The organism is Bacillus sp. FSL M8-0071 (genome assembly GCF_037975455.1).
GTDB lineage: Bacteria > Bacillota > Bacilli > Bacillales > Bacillaceae > Bacillus > Bacillus subtilis.
In genome coordinates this window covers 2,390,702-2,408,345 of record NZ_CP150256.1, presented here as the reverse complement: position 1 = coordinate 2,408,345, position 17,644 = coordinate 2,390,702, and the positions used below count along the sequence as shown (strand labels likewise).

23 protein-coding genes are annotated in these 17,644 nt (G+C 44.5%); 20 read left to right on the top strand and 3 right to left on the bottom strand.

Annotated features, from left to right (window positions below; translation table 11 throughout):
• The first annotated feature begins 22 nt into the window (after positions 1–22).
• The 3 genes from gcvT to gcvPB are packed head-to-tail and all read left to right on the top strand — an operon-like array spanning position 23 to position 3,946.
• Positions 23–1,111, top strand: a complete 1,089-nt coding sequence (gene gcvT / locus MKX71_RS12240; protein WP_339231175.1) for a glycine cleavage system aminomethyltransferase GcvT — start codon at positions 23–25, stop codon at positions 1,109–1,111.
• A gap of 29 nt (positions 1,112–1,140) precedes the next feature.
• Positions 1,141–2,487 carry an aminomethyl-transferring glycine dehydrogenase subunit GcvPA gene (gene gcvPA / locus MKX71_RS12235; RefSeq protein WP_029317920.1) on the top strand — a complete coding sequence of 449 codons (1,347 nt, stop codon included), beginning with the start codon at positions 1,141–1,143 and terminating at the stop codon, positions 2,485–2,487.
• Positions 2,480–3,946: an aminomethyl-transferring glycine dehydrogenase subunit GcvPB gene (gene gcvPB, locus MKX71_RS12230; RefSeq protein ID WP_339231173.1), complete on the top strand. Its 1,467-nt coding sequence runs from the start codon at positions 2,480–2,482 to the stop codon at positions 3,944–3,946. The genes gcvPA and gcvPB overlap by 8 nt, the downstream gene beginning before the upstream one ends.
• Positions 3,947–3,980: 34 nt before the next feature.
• On the opposite strand, the gene MKX71_RS12225 is transcribed toward gcvPB, so the two are convergent.
• On the bottom strand, positions 3,981–4,361 hold the full coding sequence (locus tag MKX71_RS12225; RefSeq protein ID WP_339231172.1) for a rhodanese-like domain-containing protein: 381 nt from the start codon (positions 4,359–4,361) through the stop codon (positions 3,981–3,983).
• A 190-nt stretch (positions 4,362–4,551) separates the two neighbouring features.
• Here MKX71_RS12225 and lipM point away from each other — a divergent pair, with 190 nt between their 5' ends.
• The 3 genes from lipM (at position 4,552) to MKX71_RS12210 (ending at position 6,917) form a co-directional block, all read left to right on the top strand.
• Positions 4,552–5,388: an octanoyltransferase LipM gene (gene lipM / locus MKX71_RS12220; protein WP_339231170.1), complete on the top strand. Its 837-nt coding sequence runs from the start codon at positions 4,552–4,554 to the stop codon at positions 5,386–5,388.
• A gap of 99 nt (positions 5,389–5,487) precedes the next feature.
• Positions 5,488–5,916 carry a transcriptional regulator MntR gene (mntR, locus tag MKX71_RS12215; protein ID WP_003236923.1) on the top strand — a complete coding sequence of 143 codons (429 nt, stop codon included), beginning with the start codon at positions 5,488–5,490 and terminating at the stop codon, positions 5,914–5,916.
• A 125-nt stretch (positions 5,917–6,041) separates the two neighbouring features.
• The gene (locus MKX71_RS12210) at positions 6,042–6,917 is read left to right on the top strand and encodes a patatin-like phospholipase family protein (RefSeq protein WP_015251724.1); all 876 of its coding nucleotides are present in this window, start codon (positions 6,042–6,044) and stop codon (positions 6,915–6,917) included.
• Here MKX71_RS12210 and MKX71_RS12205 read toward each other — a convergent pair.
• Together MKX71_RS12205 and MKX71_RS12200 are read right to left on the bottom strand one after the other, a co-directional pair.
• Positions 6,914–7,309: an SA1362 family protein gene (locus MKX71_RS12205; RefSeq protein WP_003226367.1), complete on the bottom strand. Its 396-nt coding sequence runs from the start codon at positions 7,307–7,309 to the stop codon at positions 6,914–6,916. The genes MKX71_RS12210 and MKX71_RS12205 overlap by 4 nt on opposite strands.
• Before the next feature lie 39 nt (positions 7,310–7,348).
• Complete coding sequence (locus MKX71_RS12200; RefSeq protein WP_339231168.1) at positions 7,349–8,305, bottom strand: DUF1385 domain-containing protein; 957 nt, start codon at positions 8,303–8,305, stop codon at positions 7,349–7,351.
• A 226-nt stretch (positions 8,306–8,531) separates the two neighbouring features.
• Between MKX71_RS12200 and MKX71_RS12195 the strand changes: the two genes are divergently transcribed.
• From MKX71_RS12195 to accB, 14 genes are all read left to right on the top strand, one after another.
• The gene (locus MKX71_RS12195; protein WP_003230222.1) at positions 8,532–9,068 is read left to right on the top strand and encodes a YqhR family membrane protein; all 537 of its coding nucleotides are present in this window, start codon (positions 8,532–8,534) and stop codon (positions 9,066–9,068) included.
• Positions 9,069–9,154: 86 nt separating this feature from the next.
• On the top strand, positions 9,155–9,601 hold the full coding sequence (gene aroQ / locus MKX71_RS12190; RefSeq protein ID WP_003230223.1) for a type II 3-dehydroquinate dehydratase: 447 nt from the start codon (positions 9,155–9,157) through the stop codon (positions 9,599–9,601).
• Positions 9,598–10,659, top strand: a complete 1,062-nt coding sequence (papA, locus tag MKX71_RS12185; RefSeq protein WP_003230224.1) for an aminopeptidase PapA — start codon at positions 9,598–9,600, stop codon at positions 10,657–10,659. Before aroQ ends, papA begins: the two co-directional genes overlap by 4 nt.
• A 24-nt stretch (positions 10,660–10,683) precedes the next feature.
• On the top strand, positions 10,684–11,241 hold the full coding sequence (efp, locus tag MKX71_RS12180; RefSeq protein WP_003226377.1) for an elongation factor P: 558 nt from the start codon (positions 10,684–10,686) through the stop codon (positions 11,239–11,241).
• A gap of 144 nt (positions 11,242–11,385) precedes the next feature.
• On the top strand, positions 11,386–11,667 hold the full coding sequence (locus MKX71_RS12175) for a YqhV family protein (protein WP_106073560.1): 282 nt from the start codon (positions 11,386–11,388) through the stop codon (positions 11,665–11,667).
• Between the two features lie 75 nt (positions 11,668–11,742).
• Positions 11,743–12,666, top strand: a complete 924-nt coding sequence (gene spoIIIAA, locus MKX71_RS12170; RefSeq protein WP_247470557.1) for a stage III sporulation protein AA — start codon at positions 11,743–11,745, stop codon at positions 12,664–12,666.
• Positions 12,660–13,175, top strand: coding sequence for a stage III sporulation protein SpoIIIAB (gene spoIIIAB, locus MKX71_RS12165; RefSeq protein WP_339231163.1), 516 nt, complete (start codon positions 12,660–12,662; stop codon positions 13,173–13,175). Before spoIIIAA ends, spoIIIAB begins: the two co-directional genes overlap by 7 nt.
• Before the next feature lie 22 nt (positions 13,176–13,197).
• Entirely contained in the window at positions 13,198–13,404 is a 207-nt protein-coding gene (gene spoIIIAC, locus MKX71_RS12160; protein ID WP_003153142.1) for a stage III sporulation protein AC, read from the top strand.
• A gap of 6 nt (positions 13,405–13,410) precedes the next feature.
• Positions 13,411–13,812: a stage III sporulation protein AD gene (spoIIIAD, locus tag MKX71_RS12155; protein WP_003230228.1), complete on the top strand. Its 402-nt coding sequence runs from the start codon at positions 13,411–13,413 to the stop codon at positions 13,810–13,812.
• 18 nt (positions 13,813–13,830) lie between these two features.
• Positions 13,831–15,030 carry a stage III sporulation protein AE gene (spoIIIAE, locus tag MKX71_RS12150; protein ID WP_003230230.1) on the top strand — a complete coding sequence of 400 codons (1,200 nt, stop codon included), beginning with the start codon at positions 13,831–13,833 and terminating at the stop codon, positions 15,028–15,030.
• 13 nt (positions 15,031–15,043) lie between these two features.
• On the top strand, positions 15,044–15,664 hold the full coding sequence (gene spoIIIAF / locus MKX71_RS12145; RefSeq protein WP_003230233.1) for a stage III sporulation protein AF: 621 nt from the start codon (positions 15,044–15,046) through the stop codon (positions 15,662–15,664).
• Positions 15,657–16,346 carry a stage III sporulation protein AG gene (gene spoIIIAG, locus MKX71_RS12140; protein ID WP_014477307.1) on the top strand — a complete coding sequence of 230 codons (690 nt, stop codon included), beginning with the start codon at positions 15,657–15,659 and terminating at the stop codon, positions 16,344–16,346. Before spoIIIAF ends, spoIIIAG begins: the two co-directional genes overlap by 8 nt.
• Complete coding sequence (gene spoIIIAH / locus MKX71_RS12135) at positions 16,347–17,003, top strand: stage III sporulation ratchet engulfment protein SpoIIIAH (protein ID WP_003230250.1); 657 nt, start codon at positions 16,347–16,349, stop codon at positions 17,001–17,003.
• A 156-nt stretch (positions 17,004–17,159) separates the two neighbouring features.
• Positions 17,160–17,639 carry an acetyl-CoA carboxylase biotin carboxyl carrier protein gene (gene accB / locus MKX71_RS12130; RefSeq protein ID WP_076458104.1) on the top strand — a complete coding sequence of 160 codons (480 nt, stop codon included), beginning with the start codon at positions 17,160–17,162 and terminating at the stop codon, positions 17,637–17,639.
• The last annotated feature ends 5 nt before the right edge of the window (positions 17,640–17,644 follow it).

Here is a 17,644-nt window from a genome sequence, read left to right as displayed (position 1 = left end):
GTTGATAAAGGGGAGGAATTAGATGCTGAACAGAACGCCGTTATTTGACCTGTATAAGGAATATGGAGGAAAAACGATTGATTTCGGAGGCTGGGAGCTTCCTGTTCAATTTTCTTCTATAAAAAAAGAACACGAGGCTGTCCGAACTGCAGCCGGTTTGTTTGATGTATCTCATATGGGAGAAGTCGAAGTGTCAGGGAACGACAGTCTGTCTTTTTTGCAAAGATTGATGACAAATGATGTTTCCGCGTTAACGCCAGGCCGTGCTCAATATACAGCGATGTGTTACCCGGATGGCGGAACCGTCGATGATTTGCTTATCTATCAAAAAGAAGAGAACCGCTATCTGCTTGTCATTAATGCTTCTAATATAGATAAAGACTTGGCTTGGATGAAAGAACATGCAGCAGGTGATGTGCAGATTGACAACCAGTCAGATCAAATCGCGCTCTTGGCTGTACAGGGACCGAAAGCAGAAGCGATCTTAAAAAATCTGACAGATGCAGATGTGTCTGCATTAAAGCCGTTTGCGTTTATTGATGAAGCCGATATCAGCGGCCGCAAAGCACTTATTTCACGCACTGGCTATACGGGAGAAGACGGGTATGAAATTTACTGCCGCAGTGATGATGCTATGCATATTTGGAAAAAAATCATCGATGCAGGGGATGCATACGGATTGATTCCATGCGGTCTCGGTGCACGTGATACACTCCGGTTTGAAGCGAAGCTCCCGCTCTACGGTCAGGAGCTGACCCGGGATATTACACCGATTGAAGCAGGTATAGGCTTTGCTGTAAAGCACAAAAAGGAGTCTGACTTTTTTGGTAAGTCAGTATTGAGTGAACAAAAAGAAAACGGAGCGAAGCGCAAACTTGTCGGTCTCGAAATGATTGAAAAAGGGATACCGCGGCACGGATATGAGGTTTTCCAAAATGGCAGGTCTGTCGGAAAGGTGACAACCGGCACGCAGTCACCGACATTAGGAAAAAACGTCGGCCTTGCCTTAATTGATTCGGAAACGAGTGAGATCGGGACTGTTGTAGATGTAGAGATACGCAAAAAATTAGTGAAAGCAAAGGTTGTCAAAACACCATTTTATAAACGCTAATATTTTTTCTTGGAGAGAGGAGACAACACATGAAGCACCGTTATTTGCCCGCAACAGAAAAGGATAAACAGGAGATGCTTGCTACTATCGGCGTAAGCAGCATCGATGATTTATTTGCTGATATACCGGAAAACGTCAAATATAAAAAAGAGTATCAAATCAAAAAAGCGAAATCAGAGACAGAATTAACAAGAGAACTGACAAAGCTGGCCTCTAAAAATCGTGATACCGTACAATACGCTTCTTTCTTAGGAGCGGGTGTATATGACCACTATCAGCCTGTCATTGTGGATCATGTCATTTCGCGCTCTGAGTTTTATACCGCATATACGCCTTATCAGCCAGAGATTTCACAAGGAGAGCTCCAGGCTATTTTTGAATTCCAAACGATGATCTGTGAACTGACAGGCATGGATATCGCCAACTCCTCGATGTATGACGGCGGAACAGCCTTGGCAGAAGCAGCAATGCTTGCTTCAGGCCACACGAAAAAGAAAAAAATTGTTGTGTCAAAAACCGTGCATCCTGAATCGCGAGAGGTGCTGAAAACGTACGCAAAAGGTCAGTATATTGATGTTGTTGAAGTACCCGCTGCGGATGGCGTTACGGATCTTGATGCATTGCGTCAAACCGTTTGCGAGAACACAGCCGCAGTGATCGTTCAATACCCGAATTTTTTCGGCCGGATCGAGCCGCTAAAGGATATTGAGCCTATCGCTCATCAAGGGAAATCCATGTTTATTGTTTCAGCCAACCCGCTGGCGCTTGGTCTTCTCACTCCGCCGGGCAAGTTTCAGTCTGATATCGTCGTCGGTGATGCGCAGCCTTTCGGCATTCCTTCAGCATACGGCGGCCCGCATTGCGGCTTTTTTGCCGTTACTAAAAAATTAATGAGAAAGGTGCCGGGCCGTCTCGTCGGACAAACGGAAGACGAAAACGGAAAAAGAGGCTTTGTGCTTACCCTGCAAGCCAGGGAGCAGCATATCCGCCGGGATAAAGCAACATCAAATATATGCTCGAACCAAGCTTTAAATGCGCTGGCAGCATCAGTGGCCATGACTGCTCTCGGAAAAAACGGCGTAAAAGATATAGCCCGCCAAAATCTCTTAAAAGCCAACTATGCAAAGCAAGAAGCAAAAAAAGCAGGCCTTACCGTTATGTTTGATGGGCCGATGTTTAATGAATTTGTCATCAAACTGGATGAGCCGGTGAGAGCTGTGAACAAGCGTTTGCTGGCAAAAGGCATGATTGGCGGATATGATCTTGGATTGACGTATCCGGAGCTTGACTGCCATATGCTGATTGCTGTAACGGAGCTGAGAACAAAAGAAGAAATTGACGCACTCATTCAGGAATTGGGGGATCGCCATGAGTAATCAGGACCAGGCACTTATTTTTGAACTTTCAAGAGAAGGCCGAATCGGCTACAGTCTGCCGGAGCTCGATGTACCGGAAATCGAATTGGAGGACCTCTTGTCAGACACCTATATTCGTGACGAAGACGCAGCGCTGCCGGAGGTTTCAGAGCTGGACATCATGCGCCATTATACAGCGCTGTCCAAACGCAATCACGGGGTGGATTCCGGTTTTTATCCTCTCGGTTCTTGCACGATGAAATACAATCCGAAAATCAATGAAAAAATCGCGCGTATACCTGGTTTTGCTGCGATTCATCCCCTTCAGGATGAAGACACGGTGCAAGGCGCATTAGAGCTTTTATATGATTTAAGCAAGCACCTTGAAGAAATAACGGGAATGGATGAGGTTACGCTTCAGCCTGCTGCCGGAGCGCACGGCGAATGGACGGGGCTGATGATGATCCGTGCCTATCATGAAGCTCGCGGGGATTTCAAGCGGACGAAGGTCATTGTCCCTGATTCCGCGCATGGGACGAATCCTGCATCAGCGACAGTAGCAGGCTTTGAAACCGTTACGGTGAAATCGAATGAAAAAGGGCTTGTTGATTTAGAGGATTTAAAAAGAGCAGTGAATGAAGAAACTGCAGCGCTTATGCTGACGAATCCGAACACGCTCGGCTTGTTTGAGGAGCAGATTACAGAGATGGCGGAAATTGTACACCAAGCGGGGGGGAAACTGTATTATGACGGCGCTAATTTAAATGCCGTTTTAAGCAAGGCGAGACCTGGAGATATGGGATTTGACGTGGTGCACCTCAACCTGCATAAAACATTCACAGGCCCTCATGGCGGCGGAGGCCCCGGCTCAGGCCCTGTCGGCGTAAAAAAAGATCTGATTCCTTATTTGCCAAAGCCAGTTTTAGTCAAAAAAGAGGGGCGCTTTACGTTTGATTATGACCGCCCTCATGCGATTGGCCGTGTGAAGCCGTATTACGGCAACTTTGGCATTAATGTGAGAGCGTATACGTATATTTGCTCCATGGGGCCTGACGGATTAAAGGCTGTTACTGAGAACGCAGTGTTAAACGCCAACTATATGATGAGAAAGCTCGCGCCTTATTACGATCTTCCGTTTGACCGCCATTGCAAGCATGAATTTGTATTATCAGGGAAGCGGCAGAAAAAGCTGGGAGTGCGTACGCTTGATATAGCAAAACGGCTTCTTGATTTCGGCTATCATCCGCCGACGATTTATTTCCCGCTTAATGTTGAAGAATGCATCATGATCGAGCCGACAGAGACCGAATCAAAGGAAACACTGGACGCGTTTATTGATGCTATGATTCAAATCGCAAAAGAAGCGGAGGAGAATCCGGAGCTTGTTCAGGAGGCCCCGCATACAACGATTGTAAAAAGAATGGATGAAACAAAAGCGGCGAGACACCCAGTGCTCAGATACGAGGCGGAAGAAAGATAAATAAAAACAGCTGTCTGGTAGACAGCTGTTTGCTTTATTGCTTCGCTTTAATCTTTCCGCCCCATTTTTTAAAGCCGCCTTTTAGGTTGTAAATCTCAGTGCAGCCGTTTTTGCGCAGGGTTTGTGCCGCGCGTCCGCTGCGGACACTGTTTTGGCAGTACAGGTAAACAGGCTTGTCCGTACGGATCTCATTTTTTCTCTGTTTCAGCTGGGAAAGCGGGATGTTGCGGGCGCCTAAAATATGTCCGCCCTCAAACTCATTTGGCTCACGAACATCAATAAGCTGCGCTTTGCGGTAACCCGCGCGGAATTCTTCTTCGGTAAGTGTTTTCATAATTCGCTGCTGATAGACATATGAAGCAATCATATAGATGATAAACGCAGCAAAAATAATCAAAACGATCATATTAGACAATGTGATTCTACTCCTTTAGCATATAAAATCAAAACCCTGCTTCATAAAACAAGGTCATAGAGCCGTTTTCGACAAATACTATTATAGTAAAGCACAGCGTGATTGTCATCTATAATGGAACTAAAATATTTTTCATTTTCCCGACAGTTTGATAAACTAATTCTATTAAAACGGTAAGGAAGGTCTTAAAATGCAAAAAGAAATTTGGCGGTTTATAGACTCAGGCAATGCAAGTCCTGCATTCAATATGGCGCTTGATGAAGCGCTTTTATATTGGCACAGCGAAAAGAAAATCCCCCCGGTTATCCGTTTTTACGGCTGGAATCCGGCGACACTTTCTGTAGGGTATTTTCAAAATATTAAAAAGGAAATCAATTTTGAAGCAGTACATAAATATAATCTCGGATTCGTCAGACGCCCGACCGGCGGGAGAGGTGTGCTGCACGATCAGGAACTGACATACAGCGTAATTGTTTCGGAAGAGCACCCCGAGATGCCGGCAACTGTTACTGAGGCTTACCGGGTTATTTCAGAAGGCATACTTCAAGGCTTTAGAAATCTCGGTCTGGACGCTTACTTTGCCATCCCGAGAACTGAAAAAGAAAAAGAAAGCTTAAAAAATCCGCGGTCATCTGTTTGTTTTGACGCGCCTTCATGGTATGAGCTAGTGGTTGAGGGGCGCAAGGTGGCGGGAAGCGCGCAAACGAGACAAAAAGGCGTGATTCTTCAGCATGGCTCCATTCTGCTTGATTTGGATGAGGATAAGCTGTTCGATCTGTTCTTATATCCGAGTGAAAGAGTAAGAGAACGGATGCAGCGCAATTTCAAAAATAAAGCGGTTGCCATTAATGAACTCACTGAAAAGCTGGTGACGATGGATGAGGCTCGTAAAGCCTTTAAAGAAGGATTTGAAACAGGTCTTAACATTCATTTGGAGCCATATGAACTTTCTCAGGAAGAGCTTGATTTTGTTCATCACTTGGCTGAAACAAAGTACGCTTCAGATGAATGGAATTATAAGCGGTAAACAGGGCTTTTGACCCGCGGAGCATCCTTGTTTTTTCAAGTTCATTAGTGTAAACTTGTAATGGTTTATAAAGTTAAGGTGCTTTTTGGGAGTGTTTCGATGACAACACCAAGTATGGAAGATTATATTGAACAGATTTATATGCTGATTGAAGAAAAAGGATATGCACGAGTTTCCGATATCGCGGAAGCATTGGCAGTCCATCCCTCCTCTGTAACAAAAATGGTTCAAAAACTAGATAAAGACGAATATTTAATTTATGAAAAATATCGCGGTCTCGTGTTAACGTCTAAAGGGAAAAAAATAGGCAAACGGCTGGTATACAGACATGAATTGCTTGAGCAGTTTTTAAGAATCATTGGTGTTGATGAAGAGAAAATATATAACGATGTCGAAGGAATCGAACATCATTTAAGCTGGAACAGCATTGATCGCATCGGGGATCTTGTTCAATATTTTGAAGAAGATGATGCCCGTAAAAAAGATCTGAAATCAATCCAAAAGAAAACAGAACATCATAATCAGTAAAAAGGCGGTCTCGAAGGAGGCCGTCTTTTTTGATACGCTGACGCCGCCCGTCATTCATTGGTCTATTTCTTCGCGTGTTTTCTTAAAATGGTAATAAACGATCGGATGGAGGGGGAGGGAATGATATGTATATTGACGGTGTGTTTTCCGGCGGAGGAGTAAAAGGCATTGCGCTTGCAGGCGCTTATGAAGCGCTTGAGGAAAAAGGCTTCCGCTTTAAAAGGGTTGCGGGTACAAGCGCGGGCGCCATTATTGCCGCTTTCATTGCGTCAGGTTACACCAGTAAGGAAATCCACGCTTTAATTGAAGAAGTGGACGGAGAGAAATTGCTGGATCAGAGGTACTCTTTTCTCCCCTTAAAAATGCTCCAGTGGGTGTCCATCTACTGGCGTCTTGGCTTATACAAAGGCGATACGATAGAAAAATGGATTGCTGATCTGTTAAGAGCGAAAGGCATAAGGGTTTTCGGCGATTTACAGAAAGGGTCTCTGCGCCTTATTGCTTCTGATCTGACAAACGGCACCATGATTGTTTTGCCGGACGATTTGGCCCGTTACGGGTTAAATCCCGATATGTTCCCGGTTGCCAGAGCGGTCAGAATGAGCTGCAGCATTCCGTATTTTTTTGAACCGATAAAATTAAAAACGGACACAGGCACCGCCACGGTTGTCGACGGAGGTGTGTTAAGCAATTTCCCCATCTGGCTGTTTTCAAAGGAAAGAAAGCGCCCTGTGATCGGTGTGACGCTTGCGCCGCGTGAAAGAGAGCGTCCGAAAAAAAATATCCGCAACGCTTTTGAACTGTTCGGCGCCCTGTTTGAAACGATGAAGGATGCCCATGACGCAAGGCACATTGCATCACGCTATGAACAAAATATCATTTTTCTCCCGGTTGATGGCGTAATGGCAACTGATTTTCATTTAACACAACAAAAAAAACTAGCCCTGATTGAGCTAGGTAAAAGACGGACAGAGCTGTTTTTAAAGCAGTGGACCTATTAAAAAAGCGCTCTGTTTTTCTTTTTATTTTTTTTCCCTTCTATAACAGTCAGCTGAGTCTGGCTTTTTTTCTTGAGAATCATCGGCTTAGGCTTGCTGGCGCTCGGAACGCTTCGCAGGTGGCTGACACGTCCCTTATGTCCGGCGCGGTGTTTTGCTTTTTGTTCTTTCATCCGGCGCCGCGATTGTTTCGCCGCTTTTTTGAAGGCTGCTCCTTCGCTGCCCGCATTTCGATTCATTACATATTTCACAATAAAATAAATAATGATACCTGCCACGATGACGGTTACCGCCATTTTTGCCATTTCTCCGGGATTGGTTACCAGCACATAGAGGAAACCGAACGCTCCCAGCGCAATTAATACAGCAATAATAGGTTGTACACGATGATTCATAACTGTCCACCTCCGAAAGTAATAGCAGGGCAACGGATTTTAGATGACGTTGTGAGAAGGCTTCTGATTTTGCTCAGACAATGCTTCGAGTCTGAGAAGTTCGTTAAAGCTTTCGATGGCAACTTCAACCTGTTCATCCTTAGGTTCCTTTGTGGTTAACAGCTGAAGCCACAGTCCCGGGTACCCAAGTAATTTCAGACCGGGAATGTCACGCACTTTGTTGGTCAGCTGCAGAACTTCAAAGGATATACCAAGCACGACCGGTATCAGTGCGACACGATCTATAACACGCAGCCAAAGCGGATCTGTCGGAACGAGTAAATAAACAAACATGCCGACAATAATCGTAAATAAAATAAAGCTTGATCCGCAGCGGTAATGAAGCCGAGATTGGTTTTGGACGTTCTCCACAGTAATTGGCAAATTCTGTTCATAACAGTTTATGACTTTATGTTCGGCTCCATGATATTGAAACACTCTTTTAATAAGCGGTGTCATGGACAAAAAAAAGATGTAACCGAGCAGCAAAATCAACTTAAACAGGCTTTCAACCGCGATTTGCGCCGTGTCCGAGGAAAAAATCGGCCTTGTCAGTTCAGCTAAGAAAACTGGAACCAATGTAAATACGAATTTACTGAACAAAAATGATAGGACGCCTATAACTGCGAGGCTGAGATACATAGACAGCCCGGAGGATTTTTTTTCTTCCTGCTCAAGTGTCTCGTCTTCAGATGGATCGAGCCCGTAACGTTCGCTTGAAAAATTCAAATGCTTTGTGCCGTTTGCACTCGCTTCGATAATGGCCGCGATCCCCCGTAAAAACGGGATCTTTTTCACGATGTTCAGTTTCGGGTTGTGTTTGCGTGGAAGCTTAAAAAAGTCAATGCTTCCATCCGTTCTTCTGATGGCTGTAACGTAATGATGCTTTCCGCCAAACATAACGCCTTCCACAACAGCCTGCCCGCCGTAAGCGGGCGGAACTTTATGTTTTGACATATTATCAACCTGCCTATTTCTTTAGGATTGCTAACCATTTCCTTTCACTCTATTGTACAGGAAACAGCGCTAAACCTCTAGATTGACAAGCTGAAAAAATTGCCATAGCCTTGCTTTTTCTACATGCATTATACCCGTTATTTTCAAATTTTACTCGCAGCTGTCAAAAAGTGTGAGCTTTTTTATTGACATTTCTTTTTTTGGGCACACTTTAACTGGAGGTGCCATGATGACAAGCGAAAAAGATACAGAACAAAATGAAGAATTGAATGAGAAGCAAAAGCCGCCTGTTTCAATGGCCGGCAGGGTGGCGGCAACAGGTTTTTGCGGAGGCGTACTTTGGAGTTTCGTTGCTTATATCGCATATTTGTTTCATTTTTCCGAAATCAGCCCGAATATGATATTGCAGCCGTTTGTGCTCGGAGAGTGGAAAAAACATGGGCTGGGAACGGTAATCAGCATCATTTTGATTGGAGTAATTTCAATTGGCGCAGCATTTCTTTATTTTCTTCTATTGAAACGTTTAAAAACAATGTGGCCGGGTATTTTATACGGCTTGGTGCTTTGGCTGCTCGTGTTTTTTGTTTTTAATCCGATTTTTCCAGATGTGCGCACGGTGACCGAACTGACATCAGATACAATTATTACGACCATTTGCATTTATTTGCTTTACGGGCTGTTTGTCGGGTATTCCATTTCATTTGAATACAATGAGCTGAATTCGGAAAAGCTTGCACGTGCGCTGGGAATGCATAGAGAATAGTGTATAATCCTTTTCCAGTATGATAAAATGTTCACGAGAAGTGAACATTTTTTACATGAGAAACCCTCGCAAAAAGGAGAGATTATGTGCCTCATTTTTTGATTTTGAACGGACCGAATGTTAACCGGCTTGGGAGTCGTGAGCCTGAAGTATTCGGCCGCCAGACACTGACCGATATTGAAACAGATCTTTTTCAGTTTGCTGAAGCCTTACATATCCAGCTCACTTTCTTCCAGTCTAATCACGAAGGTGATTTGATAGATGCGATACATGAGGCTGAGGAGCAATACAGCGGGATTGTTCTGAACCCCGGCGCCCTGAGTCATTACAGCTATGCGATCAGGGATGCTGTTTCAAGCATCAGTCTTCCTGTGGTAGAGGTGCATTTATCAAACTTATACGCCAGGGAAGAATTCAGGCATCAGTCGGTTATCGCTCCTGTTGCGAAAGGGCAGATTGTCGGTCTTGGAGCTGAAGGCTACAAGCTTGCTGTTCGCTACTTATTAAGCCAGCAAGGGGGAGAATCAAGATGAAGCTAGAGAAATTAAGAAACCTGTTTGGACAGCTGGGAATTGACGGCATGCTGATTACAAGCAACACGAATGTACGCTATATGACAGGGTTTACAGGTTCGGCGGGTTTGGCTGTTATATCGGGTGACAAAGCAGCGTTTATTACGGATTTTCGTTATACTGAGCAGGCGAAGGTTCAGGTAAAGGGTTTTGAGATCATTGAACATGGCGGCAGCTTGATTCAGACCACTGCCGACACTGTTGAATCGTTTGGCATCAAGCGTCTCGGCTTTGAACAGAACAGCATGACATATGGCACTTACGCTTCATACAGCGCCGTTATCAGTGATGCCGAATTAGTGCCTGTGGCTGAATCCGTGGAAAAGTTGCGCTTGATTAAGTCTAGTGAAGAGATTAAGATATTAGAGGAAGCTGCGAAGATTGCAGATGATGCCTTCAGACATATCTTGACGTTTATGAAACCCGGCATTTCTGAAATCGCTGTTGCCAATGAGCTGGAGTTTTATATGAGAAGCCAGGGAGCAGACAGCTCTTCTTTTGATATGATTGTCGCCTCAGGCCTTCGTTCAAGCCTTCCGCACGGTGTGGCCAGTGACAAACTGATTGAAAGCGGAGACCTTGTTACGCTTGATTTTGGCGCTTATTATAAAGGATATTGTTCTGATATTACCCGGACGGTCGCTGTAGGTCAGCCCAGTGATCAATTGAAGGAGATCTATCAGGTTGTATTTGATGCTCAGGCGCTTGGCGTCGCACATATTAAGCCGGGAATGACAGGAAAAGAGGCTGACGCCCTCACAAGGGATCATATTGCTGCAAAAGGCTACGGTGACTATTTCGGCCATTCAACCGGGCACGGGCTCGGCATGGAAGTTCATGAATCGCCGGGATTATCCGTCAGATCTTCAGCTATCCTTGAACCGGGTATGGTGGTCACAGTGGAGCCGGGCATTTACATACCAGAAACAGGCGGTGTCCGCATTGAAGATGACATCGTGATTACAGAAAACGGCAACCGGACAATCACCCATTCCCCAAAAGAACTTATTATTTTGTGATTGGAATATAGGAGGACATTAAACATGATTTCAGTTAACGATTTCCGTACAGGATTAACAATTGAAGTAGATGGCGGCATTTGGCGCGTCGTTGACTTCCAGCACGTAAAACCTGGAAAAGGTGCGGCATTTGTCCGCTCTAAACTCCGCAACCTTCGCACTGGCGCCATTCAGGAAAAAACATTCCGCGCTGGTGAAAAAGTAGCGAAAGCGCAAATCGAAACCAAAACAATGCAATATCTATATGCAAACGGAGATCAGCACGTATTTATGGATACTTCTTCTTATGAGCAGCTTGAACTGAGCGCAACTCAAATCGAAGAAGAATTAAAATACCTGCTAGAAAACATGTCTGTGCATATCATGATGTACCAGGATGAAACACTTGGTATCGAACTTCCAAACACAGTTGAGCTGAAAGTTGTTGAAACTGAACCTGGTATTAAAGGTGATACAGCGTCAGGCGGTACAAAACCTGCGAAAACTGAAACCGGGCTTGTTGTAAACGTGCCGTTCTTTGTGAATGAAGGCGACACACTTGTTGTCAATACATCAGACGGTTCTTACGTTTCAAGAGCATAGAAAGAAAAAAAGAAGTCTGTTCCCAAATGGGAGCAGGCTTTTTTTGTGCCCAAAAACAGAATCTTTCTTTTATACGAAAATGACAAGACTACTTCAGCAAGCTAGAGCATATCATATAAAAAAATGGGAGGTTGGGAGAGTGCTATGAAATTTTTACTTGGAAATATCAATTCTACTGTTTTAACAATGGCGGGATTACGAGTTTTATCCTCTATGATTGAGCTGACGGCAGCAATTGTCATGCTTGTAACCAACGATGTCCGGAAGGCGGTTGTGGTTAACGGCATTCTCGCTATTGTCGGTCCGTTGATTTTTATCATTACGATGACTGTCGGAATCTACCAAATTGCCGGGCAGCTTTCGTATGCAAAGCTGATTCTGATTTTTACGGGTGTTGTTTTGATTTTGGCGGGTGTTCATAAATAAAGAGAGGCTTGTCATAAAGTCTGCCTCACGTCATACATTTTAAAGAAGCCAATCGGTAGAAAGGAGGAGGCTCTGTTGAATGAAATCGCTGAGGTTCTCCCTGAATCCATGAAAAACGCCCTTTCTGAAATACCGGAACAACAATGGCTGGAAATCGAAGAAGTCAGAATTCGGATCAACCGCCCTGTTGAATTGATTCGAAGAGGACAACCTGTTTATTTGTCCTATGCGGGCACGGCCGAGGATGCCCATCTGATCCTGAGCCGGCTCAGCAACTATAGTATGTATACACTAGAAGAAGAGCTAAAGAAAGGGTATGTCACGATCAGAGGCGGCCACAGAGTCGGACTGGCGGGCAGAGTCATTACGGAAAACGGAGGTGTGAAAGGCCTCCGTGACATCGCATCTTTTAATATACGAATTGCCCGGCAAAAGCTGGGGATTGCGGAGCCGCTGCTTCCATATTTATATCAAGACAGCTGGCTGAATACGCTGATTATCGGACCGCCCCAAACCGGCAAAACAACACTTCTCCGGGACCTTGCGAGGCTCTCAAGCACCGGCAAAAAAACCATGCTGCCCGTAAAGACAGGAATCGTCGATGAACGGTCAGAAATTGCCGGATGTCTTCGCGGTATTCCGCAGCATCAATTTGGTCAGAGAATTGACGTGTTAGACGCCTGTCCAAAAGCTGAAGGGCTGATGATGATGATTCGATCCATGAGCCCTGAGGTGATGATTGTCGATGAAATCGGGCGTATGGAAGATACAGATGCACTTCTGGAGGCGCTGCATGCCGGTGTTTCAGTAATCGTATCGGCGCATGGCTGGAGCATATCCGACCTGATGAAGCGGCCTTCATTGAAGCGTTTGTGGGAAGAAAGAGCCTTTGACCGCTATTTGGAATTATCAAGAGCAAAAGGGCCGGGCACAGTGAGCCAAATTTATGACAAAGACGGAAATGTGCTGTCTAGGACGACGGGCGTGAAAACATGCTGAAGCTGCTGGGCGCTGTATTTATTGTGGTAGCGACAACATGGACAGGTTTTGAGATGGCGAAGATTTATACAGAACGGCCGCGGCAAATCCGCCAGCTGCGTGCGGCGCTTCAATCCCTCGAGGCTGAAATCATGTACGGCCATACACCGCTTCATACTGCTTCACAGCAGATTGCCAAACAGCTCGCACAGCCTGTTTCAGCTCTTTTTTCCGAATTCAGTGATCAGCTGGACAAGGGAAGTGATTCCGCGAAAACGGCGTGGGAGCAAAGCTTAAAGAAGGTATGGGACACCCTGTCTTTGAAAAAAAGCGAATACGAAGTGCTGAAGCAGTTTGGCGAGACGCTCGGGATTCATGATCGAATCTCTCAGCAAAAGCACATCAAGCTGGCGCTGACACATTTGGAAGCCTCTGAAGCGGATGCTGAGCAGGCGCAAGCGAAAAATGAAAAAATGATAAAAAGTTTGGGCTTTTTAGCGGGCTTGTTACTCATTCTTCTATTGATGTAAACGTGAGGGGAGCAAAAATAAAATGGGAGTAGACGTGAATGTCATATTTCAAATTGCCGGAGTGGGAATCGTGGTCGCTTTTTTACACACGATATTGGATCAGATGGGCAAGAAAGAATACGCTCAGTGGGTGACGCTGTTAGGTTTTATCTATATTTTATTTATGGTCGCCACGATTGTAGATGACCTATTTAAAAAGATAAAAGCTGTGTTTTTATTCCAAGGATAGGGGGGCTTGCAGATTGACATTGTTCAAATTGTAGGTTTAGGGCTGATCGCCACCTTCCTTTCTTTAATTGTAAAAGAACAAAAGCCGACTTTTGCGTTTTTAATCGTCGTTTTTGCCGGATGTGCCATTTTTCTTTATTTGGTAGACCAAATCTACGACATTATTCGAATGATAGAAAAAATTGCGATTAATGCAAATGTCAACATGGTCTATGTTGAAACCATTTTAAAGATTATCGGAATCGCCTATATTGCTGAATTCGGGGCACAGCTCACAAAAGATGCCGGTCAAGGAGCCATCGCCTCGAAAATAGAATTGGCGGGGAAAATTTTAATACTCGTAATGGCTGTGCCTATTTTAACCGTCATTATCGAAACGATTCTCGGACTTATACCTTCTATGTCATAACCGAAAGGAGGCGGTAGATTGAAGCGCTTTCAATGGGTTTTGCTTTTGGCCGTGCTGATCATAGCAGGCCGTGCAGAAATTGTACAAGCAGCTGGTAATGCAGAACAAACGGAAGACCATGCTGAAACAGCCGAGCAATTAGCGGAAAGGACAGCAGCCTCGCTTGAAACAGATAAGATCGGGGAATTTTGGAATGACATTATGACAGAATACGGCGGACTGCTGCCGGAAAGCCAAAAAGGCAGCTTAATGGAGTTTATCAATGGCGATAAATCATTCTCACCGCAAGAATGGCTGAAAGCTCTCTTTTCTTATTTGTTTCATGAAGTGCTTGCCAACGGAAAGCTGCTGGGCACATTGATTTTGCTCACGATTTTTTGCGTCATTCTGCAGCTTTTGCAAAATGCTTTTCAGCAAAGCACCGTCAGTAAGGTCGCTTACTCAATTGTGTACATGGTGCTGATTATCCTTGCGCTTAATAGCTTTCATGTGGCAATTAACTATGCAACTGAGGCGATTCAAACGATGACCAGCTTTATCCTGGCGCTCATTCCGCTCCTCTTGGCGCTTTTGGCTTCCTCAGGCGGAGCTGTATCTGCTGCCTTCTTTCATCCTGTTATCCTCTTTCTGATGAACACAAGCGGTCTCTTGATTCAGAATATCGTCATGCCGCTGATTTTCTTATCAGCAATTCTGAGCATTGTCAGCACCATGACCGAACAATACAAAGTAACACAGCTGGCCAACCTGCTCAGAAATATCGCCATCGGAGCACTGGCTGTTTTTCTTACCATCTTTCTCGGCGTCATCTCTGTTCAGGGAGCCTCCGCTGCAGTGACAGACGGCATTACGCTCAGGACGGCTAAATTTATAACCGGAAATTTTATTCCTGTGCTTGGCCGAATGTTTACAGACGCAACAGATACAGTAATCAGCGCCTCTTTACTGCTGAAAAATACGGTAGGGATTCTCGGTGTCGCTATTTTGATCTGTATCGCGGCATTTCCGGCAATCAAAGTGCTTTCCCTCGCTTTTATTTATAAGCTGGCAGCCGCGATTCTTCAGCCGCTTGGAGGCGGGCCCGTCATCACCTGCCTCGACGTCATCAGCAAAAGCGTCATTTATATTTTTGCAGCTCTCGCTATTGTGTCTCTCATGTTTTTTTTAAGCCTTACTGTCATAATCACAGCCGGAAACCTCACGATGATGATGAAATGAAGGAGGCAGGCGAATGAGTTTTTTAACGGAATGGCTTACCACTATCGTGTTGTTTATCCTATTTGCAATTGTGATTGATATGCTGCTTCCGAGCTCCAGCATGCAAAAGTACGCAAAAATGGTAGTCAGCCTGCTCTTGATTGTCGTCATGCTTACGCCGATTTTTAAACTTTTCAAGACAGACCCCGAAGTCATCTTTGAATACCTCACAAAAAACGGGCAGTCAGAGTCTGCCGACATAAAAAATCAAATCAATTCAAAAAAAATAGAAATACAAGCTTCCCAGCGCGCATATATTCTAGAAGAAATGGCTGTCCAACTAAAAAAGAAAGCGGAGGAGAGATTCAGTCATGATGAATATAAAGTAGGCCGCATCAAACTCACGGCAGGAGAAAAGGTAGATTCAGAAGAGGATATTAAAACAATCAGCGTGTATATGGCCCCGTCTTCTGAAAAAACGGTCCAAACGGTCGCGCCGGTCCACATTGATACAGATCATGCATACGTAACGAAAGAAGCAGCCGAACAAAAAGAAGCCAAACAGATACAAACGCAGCTCGCGGACATTTGGGAAATCGGAAGTGAGAAAATTACGGTTCATATGGAAGGCGGGGAGAGTGTCGGCAATGAATAAAAACGGATTATGGAATGTATTGAAAAAGCAGTTTCTTCCGGGACAAACGAAGGACGGCGAAAAGCCGAAGCTGACCAAATATCATTACTTTCTATTCGTTTTTGTTCTCGGAGTTTCCTTTATGCTTGTCAGCCAGCTGTTTTCTTCACCTGAGAAAACAGAAAACGCCAAAACGATAACGGCCGTATCATCGCAACATTCCGCAGACAGCAAAGAGAAAACAGCCGAAGTGTTTAAAGCCTCAAAATCTGATAAACCTAAAGACTCGATCGATGACTATGAAAAAGAGTACGAAAATCAGCTGAAAGAAATCCTTGAAACAATCATTGGTGTGGACGATGTCTCGGTTGTCGTGAATGTAGATGCAACGTCGCTGAAAGTATACGAAAAAAACAAATCAAACAAAAATACAACCACTGAAGAAACTGACAAAGAAGGCGGAACAAGAAGCGTTACAGACCAAACATCGGAGGAAGAAATCGTCATGATCAAAAACGGCGATAAAGAAACACCTGTCGTCGTCCAAACGAAAAAACCTGATATACGCGGTGTACTCGTTGTTGCTCAGGGAGTGGACAACGTTCAAATAAAACAAACAATTATCGAAGCGGTGACACGGGTCCTGGATGTTCCAAGCCACCGGGTTGCGGTTGCCCCTAAAAAAATAAAGGAGGATTCATAAATGCTTAAAAAACAAACCGTTTGGCTATTAACAATGCTCAGTCTTGTCGTGGTGTTAAGCGTCTACTATATCATGTCGCCGGAAAGCAAAAACGCCGTGCAGATGCAAAGTGAAAAAAGCGCGTCTGACAGCGGAGAGGTCGCAACTGAAAAAGCGCCTGCCAAGCAAGACACGAAAGAAAAAAGCGGTACAGAAACTGAAAAAGGAAAAGAAGATGGAACAAAGGGAACGAAAGATTCATCAGCAGACAAGGAAACATCCGCTGAAGCCAGTGAAAAAGGAACTGTTGTTACGGAAACAGCCGATGATGATCTGTTTACAACGTACCGTCTTGATTTAGAAGATGCCAGAAGCAAAGAAAGAGAAGAGCTGAATGCCATTGTATCAAGCGATGATGCAACAGCCAAGGAGAAAAGCGAAGCATACGATAAAATGACGGCTCTCAGTGAAGTGGAAGGAACAGAAAAACAGCTGGAAACGCTGATTAAAACACAAGGTTACGAGGATGCGCTCGTTAATGCTGAAGGAGATAAAATCAATATTACAGTCAAATCAGACAAACACTCCAAATCGAAGGCGACAGCCATTATAGACCTTGTGGCAAAAGAAATCAAAACAATGAAAGATGTCGCTGTCACGTTTGAACCATCCAAGTAAGAAAGAGGAAAAAGAAGCCCGCTAAACAAGCGGGCTTTTTGCGTTGCTGTCATATTAGAGTTGAATTCAAAAGTCCGCTCCTGTAAGATGAACATAGTATGTACTTTTAGTAGTAACCTATAAAAAAAGAAATTTCATACATAGGAGTGCGATTGAATGTTAAATATCAAAGAAATCCACGAGCTGATTAAAGCAATTGACGAGTCTACAATTGACGAATTCGTATATGAAAATGAAGGTGTATCCTTAAAACTGAAAAAACACGAAGCAGGCACGGTTCAAGTCATGCAGCAGGCACCGGCAGCACCTGTACAAGCACAGGCTCCGCAGGCAGTTCAGACGCAAGCGCAGCAAGCAGCGGCACCTGCCCAAGAAGCACCAAAGCAAGATGAGAATCTGCATAAAATCACTTCACCAATGGTAGGAACATTTTATGCTTCTTCATCACCGGAAGCTGGCCCGTATGTAACAGCCGGTTCAAAAGTAAATGAAAACACAGTTGTCTGCATTGTAGAAGCGATGAAGCTTTTCAACGAAATCGAAGCAGAAGTGAAAGGCGAAATCGTTGAAGTATTAGTAGAAAACGGCCAGCTGGTCGAATACGGACAACCTCTATTTCTTGTAAAAGCGGAGTAAGGAGA

Coding starts and splice junctions, on each gene's coding strand:
- MKX71_RS12200 (WP_339231168.1), bottom strand. CDS start 8,305: ATGTCAAAACATAAAGTTCCGCCCGCTTACGGCGGGCAGGCTGTTGTG.
- papA (WP_003230224.1), top strand. CDS start 9,598: ATGAAGCTAGAGAAATTAAGAAACCTGTTTGGACAGCTGGGAATTGAC.
- accB (WP_076458104.1), top strand. CDS start 17,160: ATGTTAAATATCAAAGAAATCCACGAGCTGATTAAAGCAATTGACGAG.
- gcvPA (WP_029317920.1), top strand. CDS start 1,141: ATGAAGCACCGTTATTTGCCCGCAACAGAAAAGGATAAACAGGAGATG.
- MKX71_RS12210 (WP_015251724.1), top strand. CDS start 6,042: ATGTATATTGACGGTGTGTTTTCCGGCGGAGGAGTAAAAGGCATTGCG.
- efp (WP_003226377.1), top strand. CDS start 10,684: ATGATTTCAGTTAACGATTTCCGTACAGGATTAACAATTGAAGTAGAT.
- MKX71_RS12205 (WP_003226367.1), bottom strand. CDS start 7,309: ATGAATCATCGTGTACAACCTATTATTGCTGTATTAATTGCGCTGGGA.
- gcvT (WP_339231175.1), top strand. CDS start 23: ATGCTGAACAGAACGCCGTTATTTGACCTGTATAAGGAATATGGAGGA.
- spoIIIAB (WP_339231163.1), top strand. CDS start 12,660: ATGCTGAAGCTGCTGGGCGCTGTATTTATTGTGGTAGCGACAACATGG.
- MKX71_RS12195 (WP_003230222.1), top strand. CDS start 8,532: ATGATGACAAGCGAAAAAGATACAGAACAAAATGAAGAATTGAATGAG.
- mntR (WP_003236923.1), top strand. CDS start 5,488: ATGACAACACCAAGTATGGAAGATTATATTGAACAGATTTATATGCTG.
- spoIIIAC (WP_003153142.1), top strand. CDS start 13,198: ATGGGAGTAGACGTGAATGTCATATTTCAAATTGCCGGAGTGGGAATC.
- spoIIIAG (WP_014477307.1), top strand. CDS start 15,657: ATGAATAAAAACGGATTATGGAATGTATTGAAAAAGCAGTTTCTTCCG.
- spoIIIAF (WP_003230233.1), top strand. CDS start 15,044: ATGAGTTTTTTAACGGAATGGCTTACCACTATCGTGTTGTTTATCCTA.
- gcvPB (WP_339231173.1), top strand. CDS start 2,480: ATGAGTAATCAGGACCAGGCACTTATTTTTGAACTTTCAAGAGAAGGC.
- spoIIIAH (WP_003230250.1), top strand. CDS start 16,347: ATGCTTAAAAAACAAACCGTTTGGCTATTAACAATGCTCAGTCTTGTC.
- lipM (WP_339231170.1), top strand. CDS start 4,552: ATGCAAAAAGAAATTTGGCGGTTTATAGACTCAGGCAATGCAAGTCCT.
- MKX71_RS12175 (WP_106073560.1), top strand. CDS start 11,386: ATGAAATTTTTACTTGGAAATATCAATTCTACTGTTTTAACAATGGCG.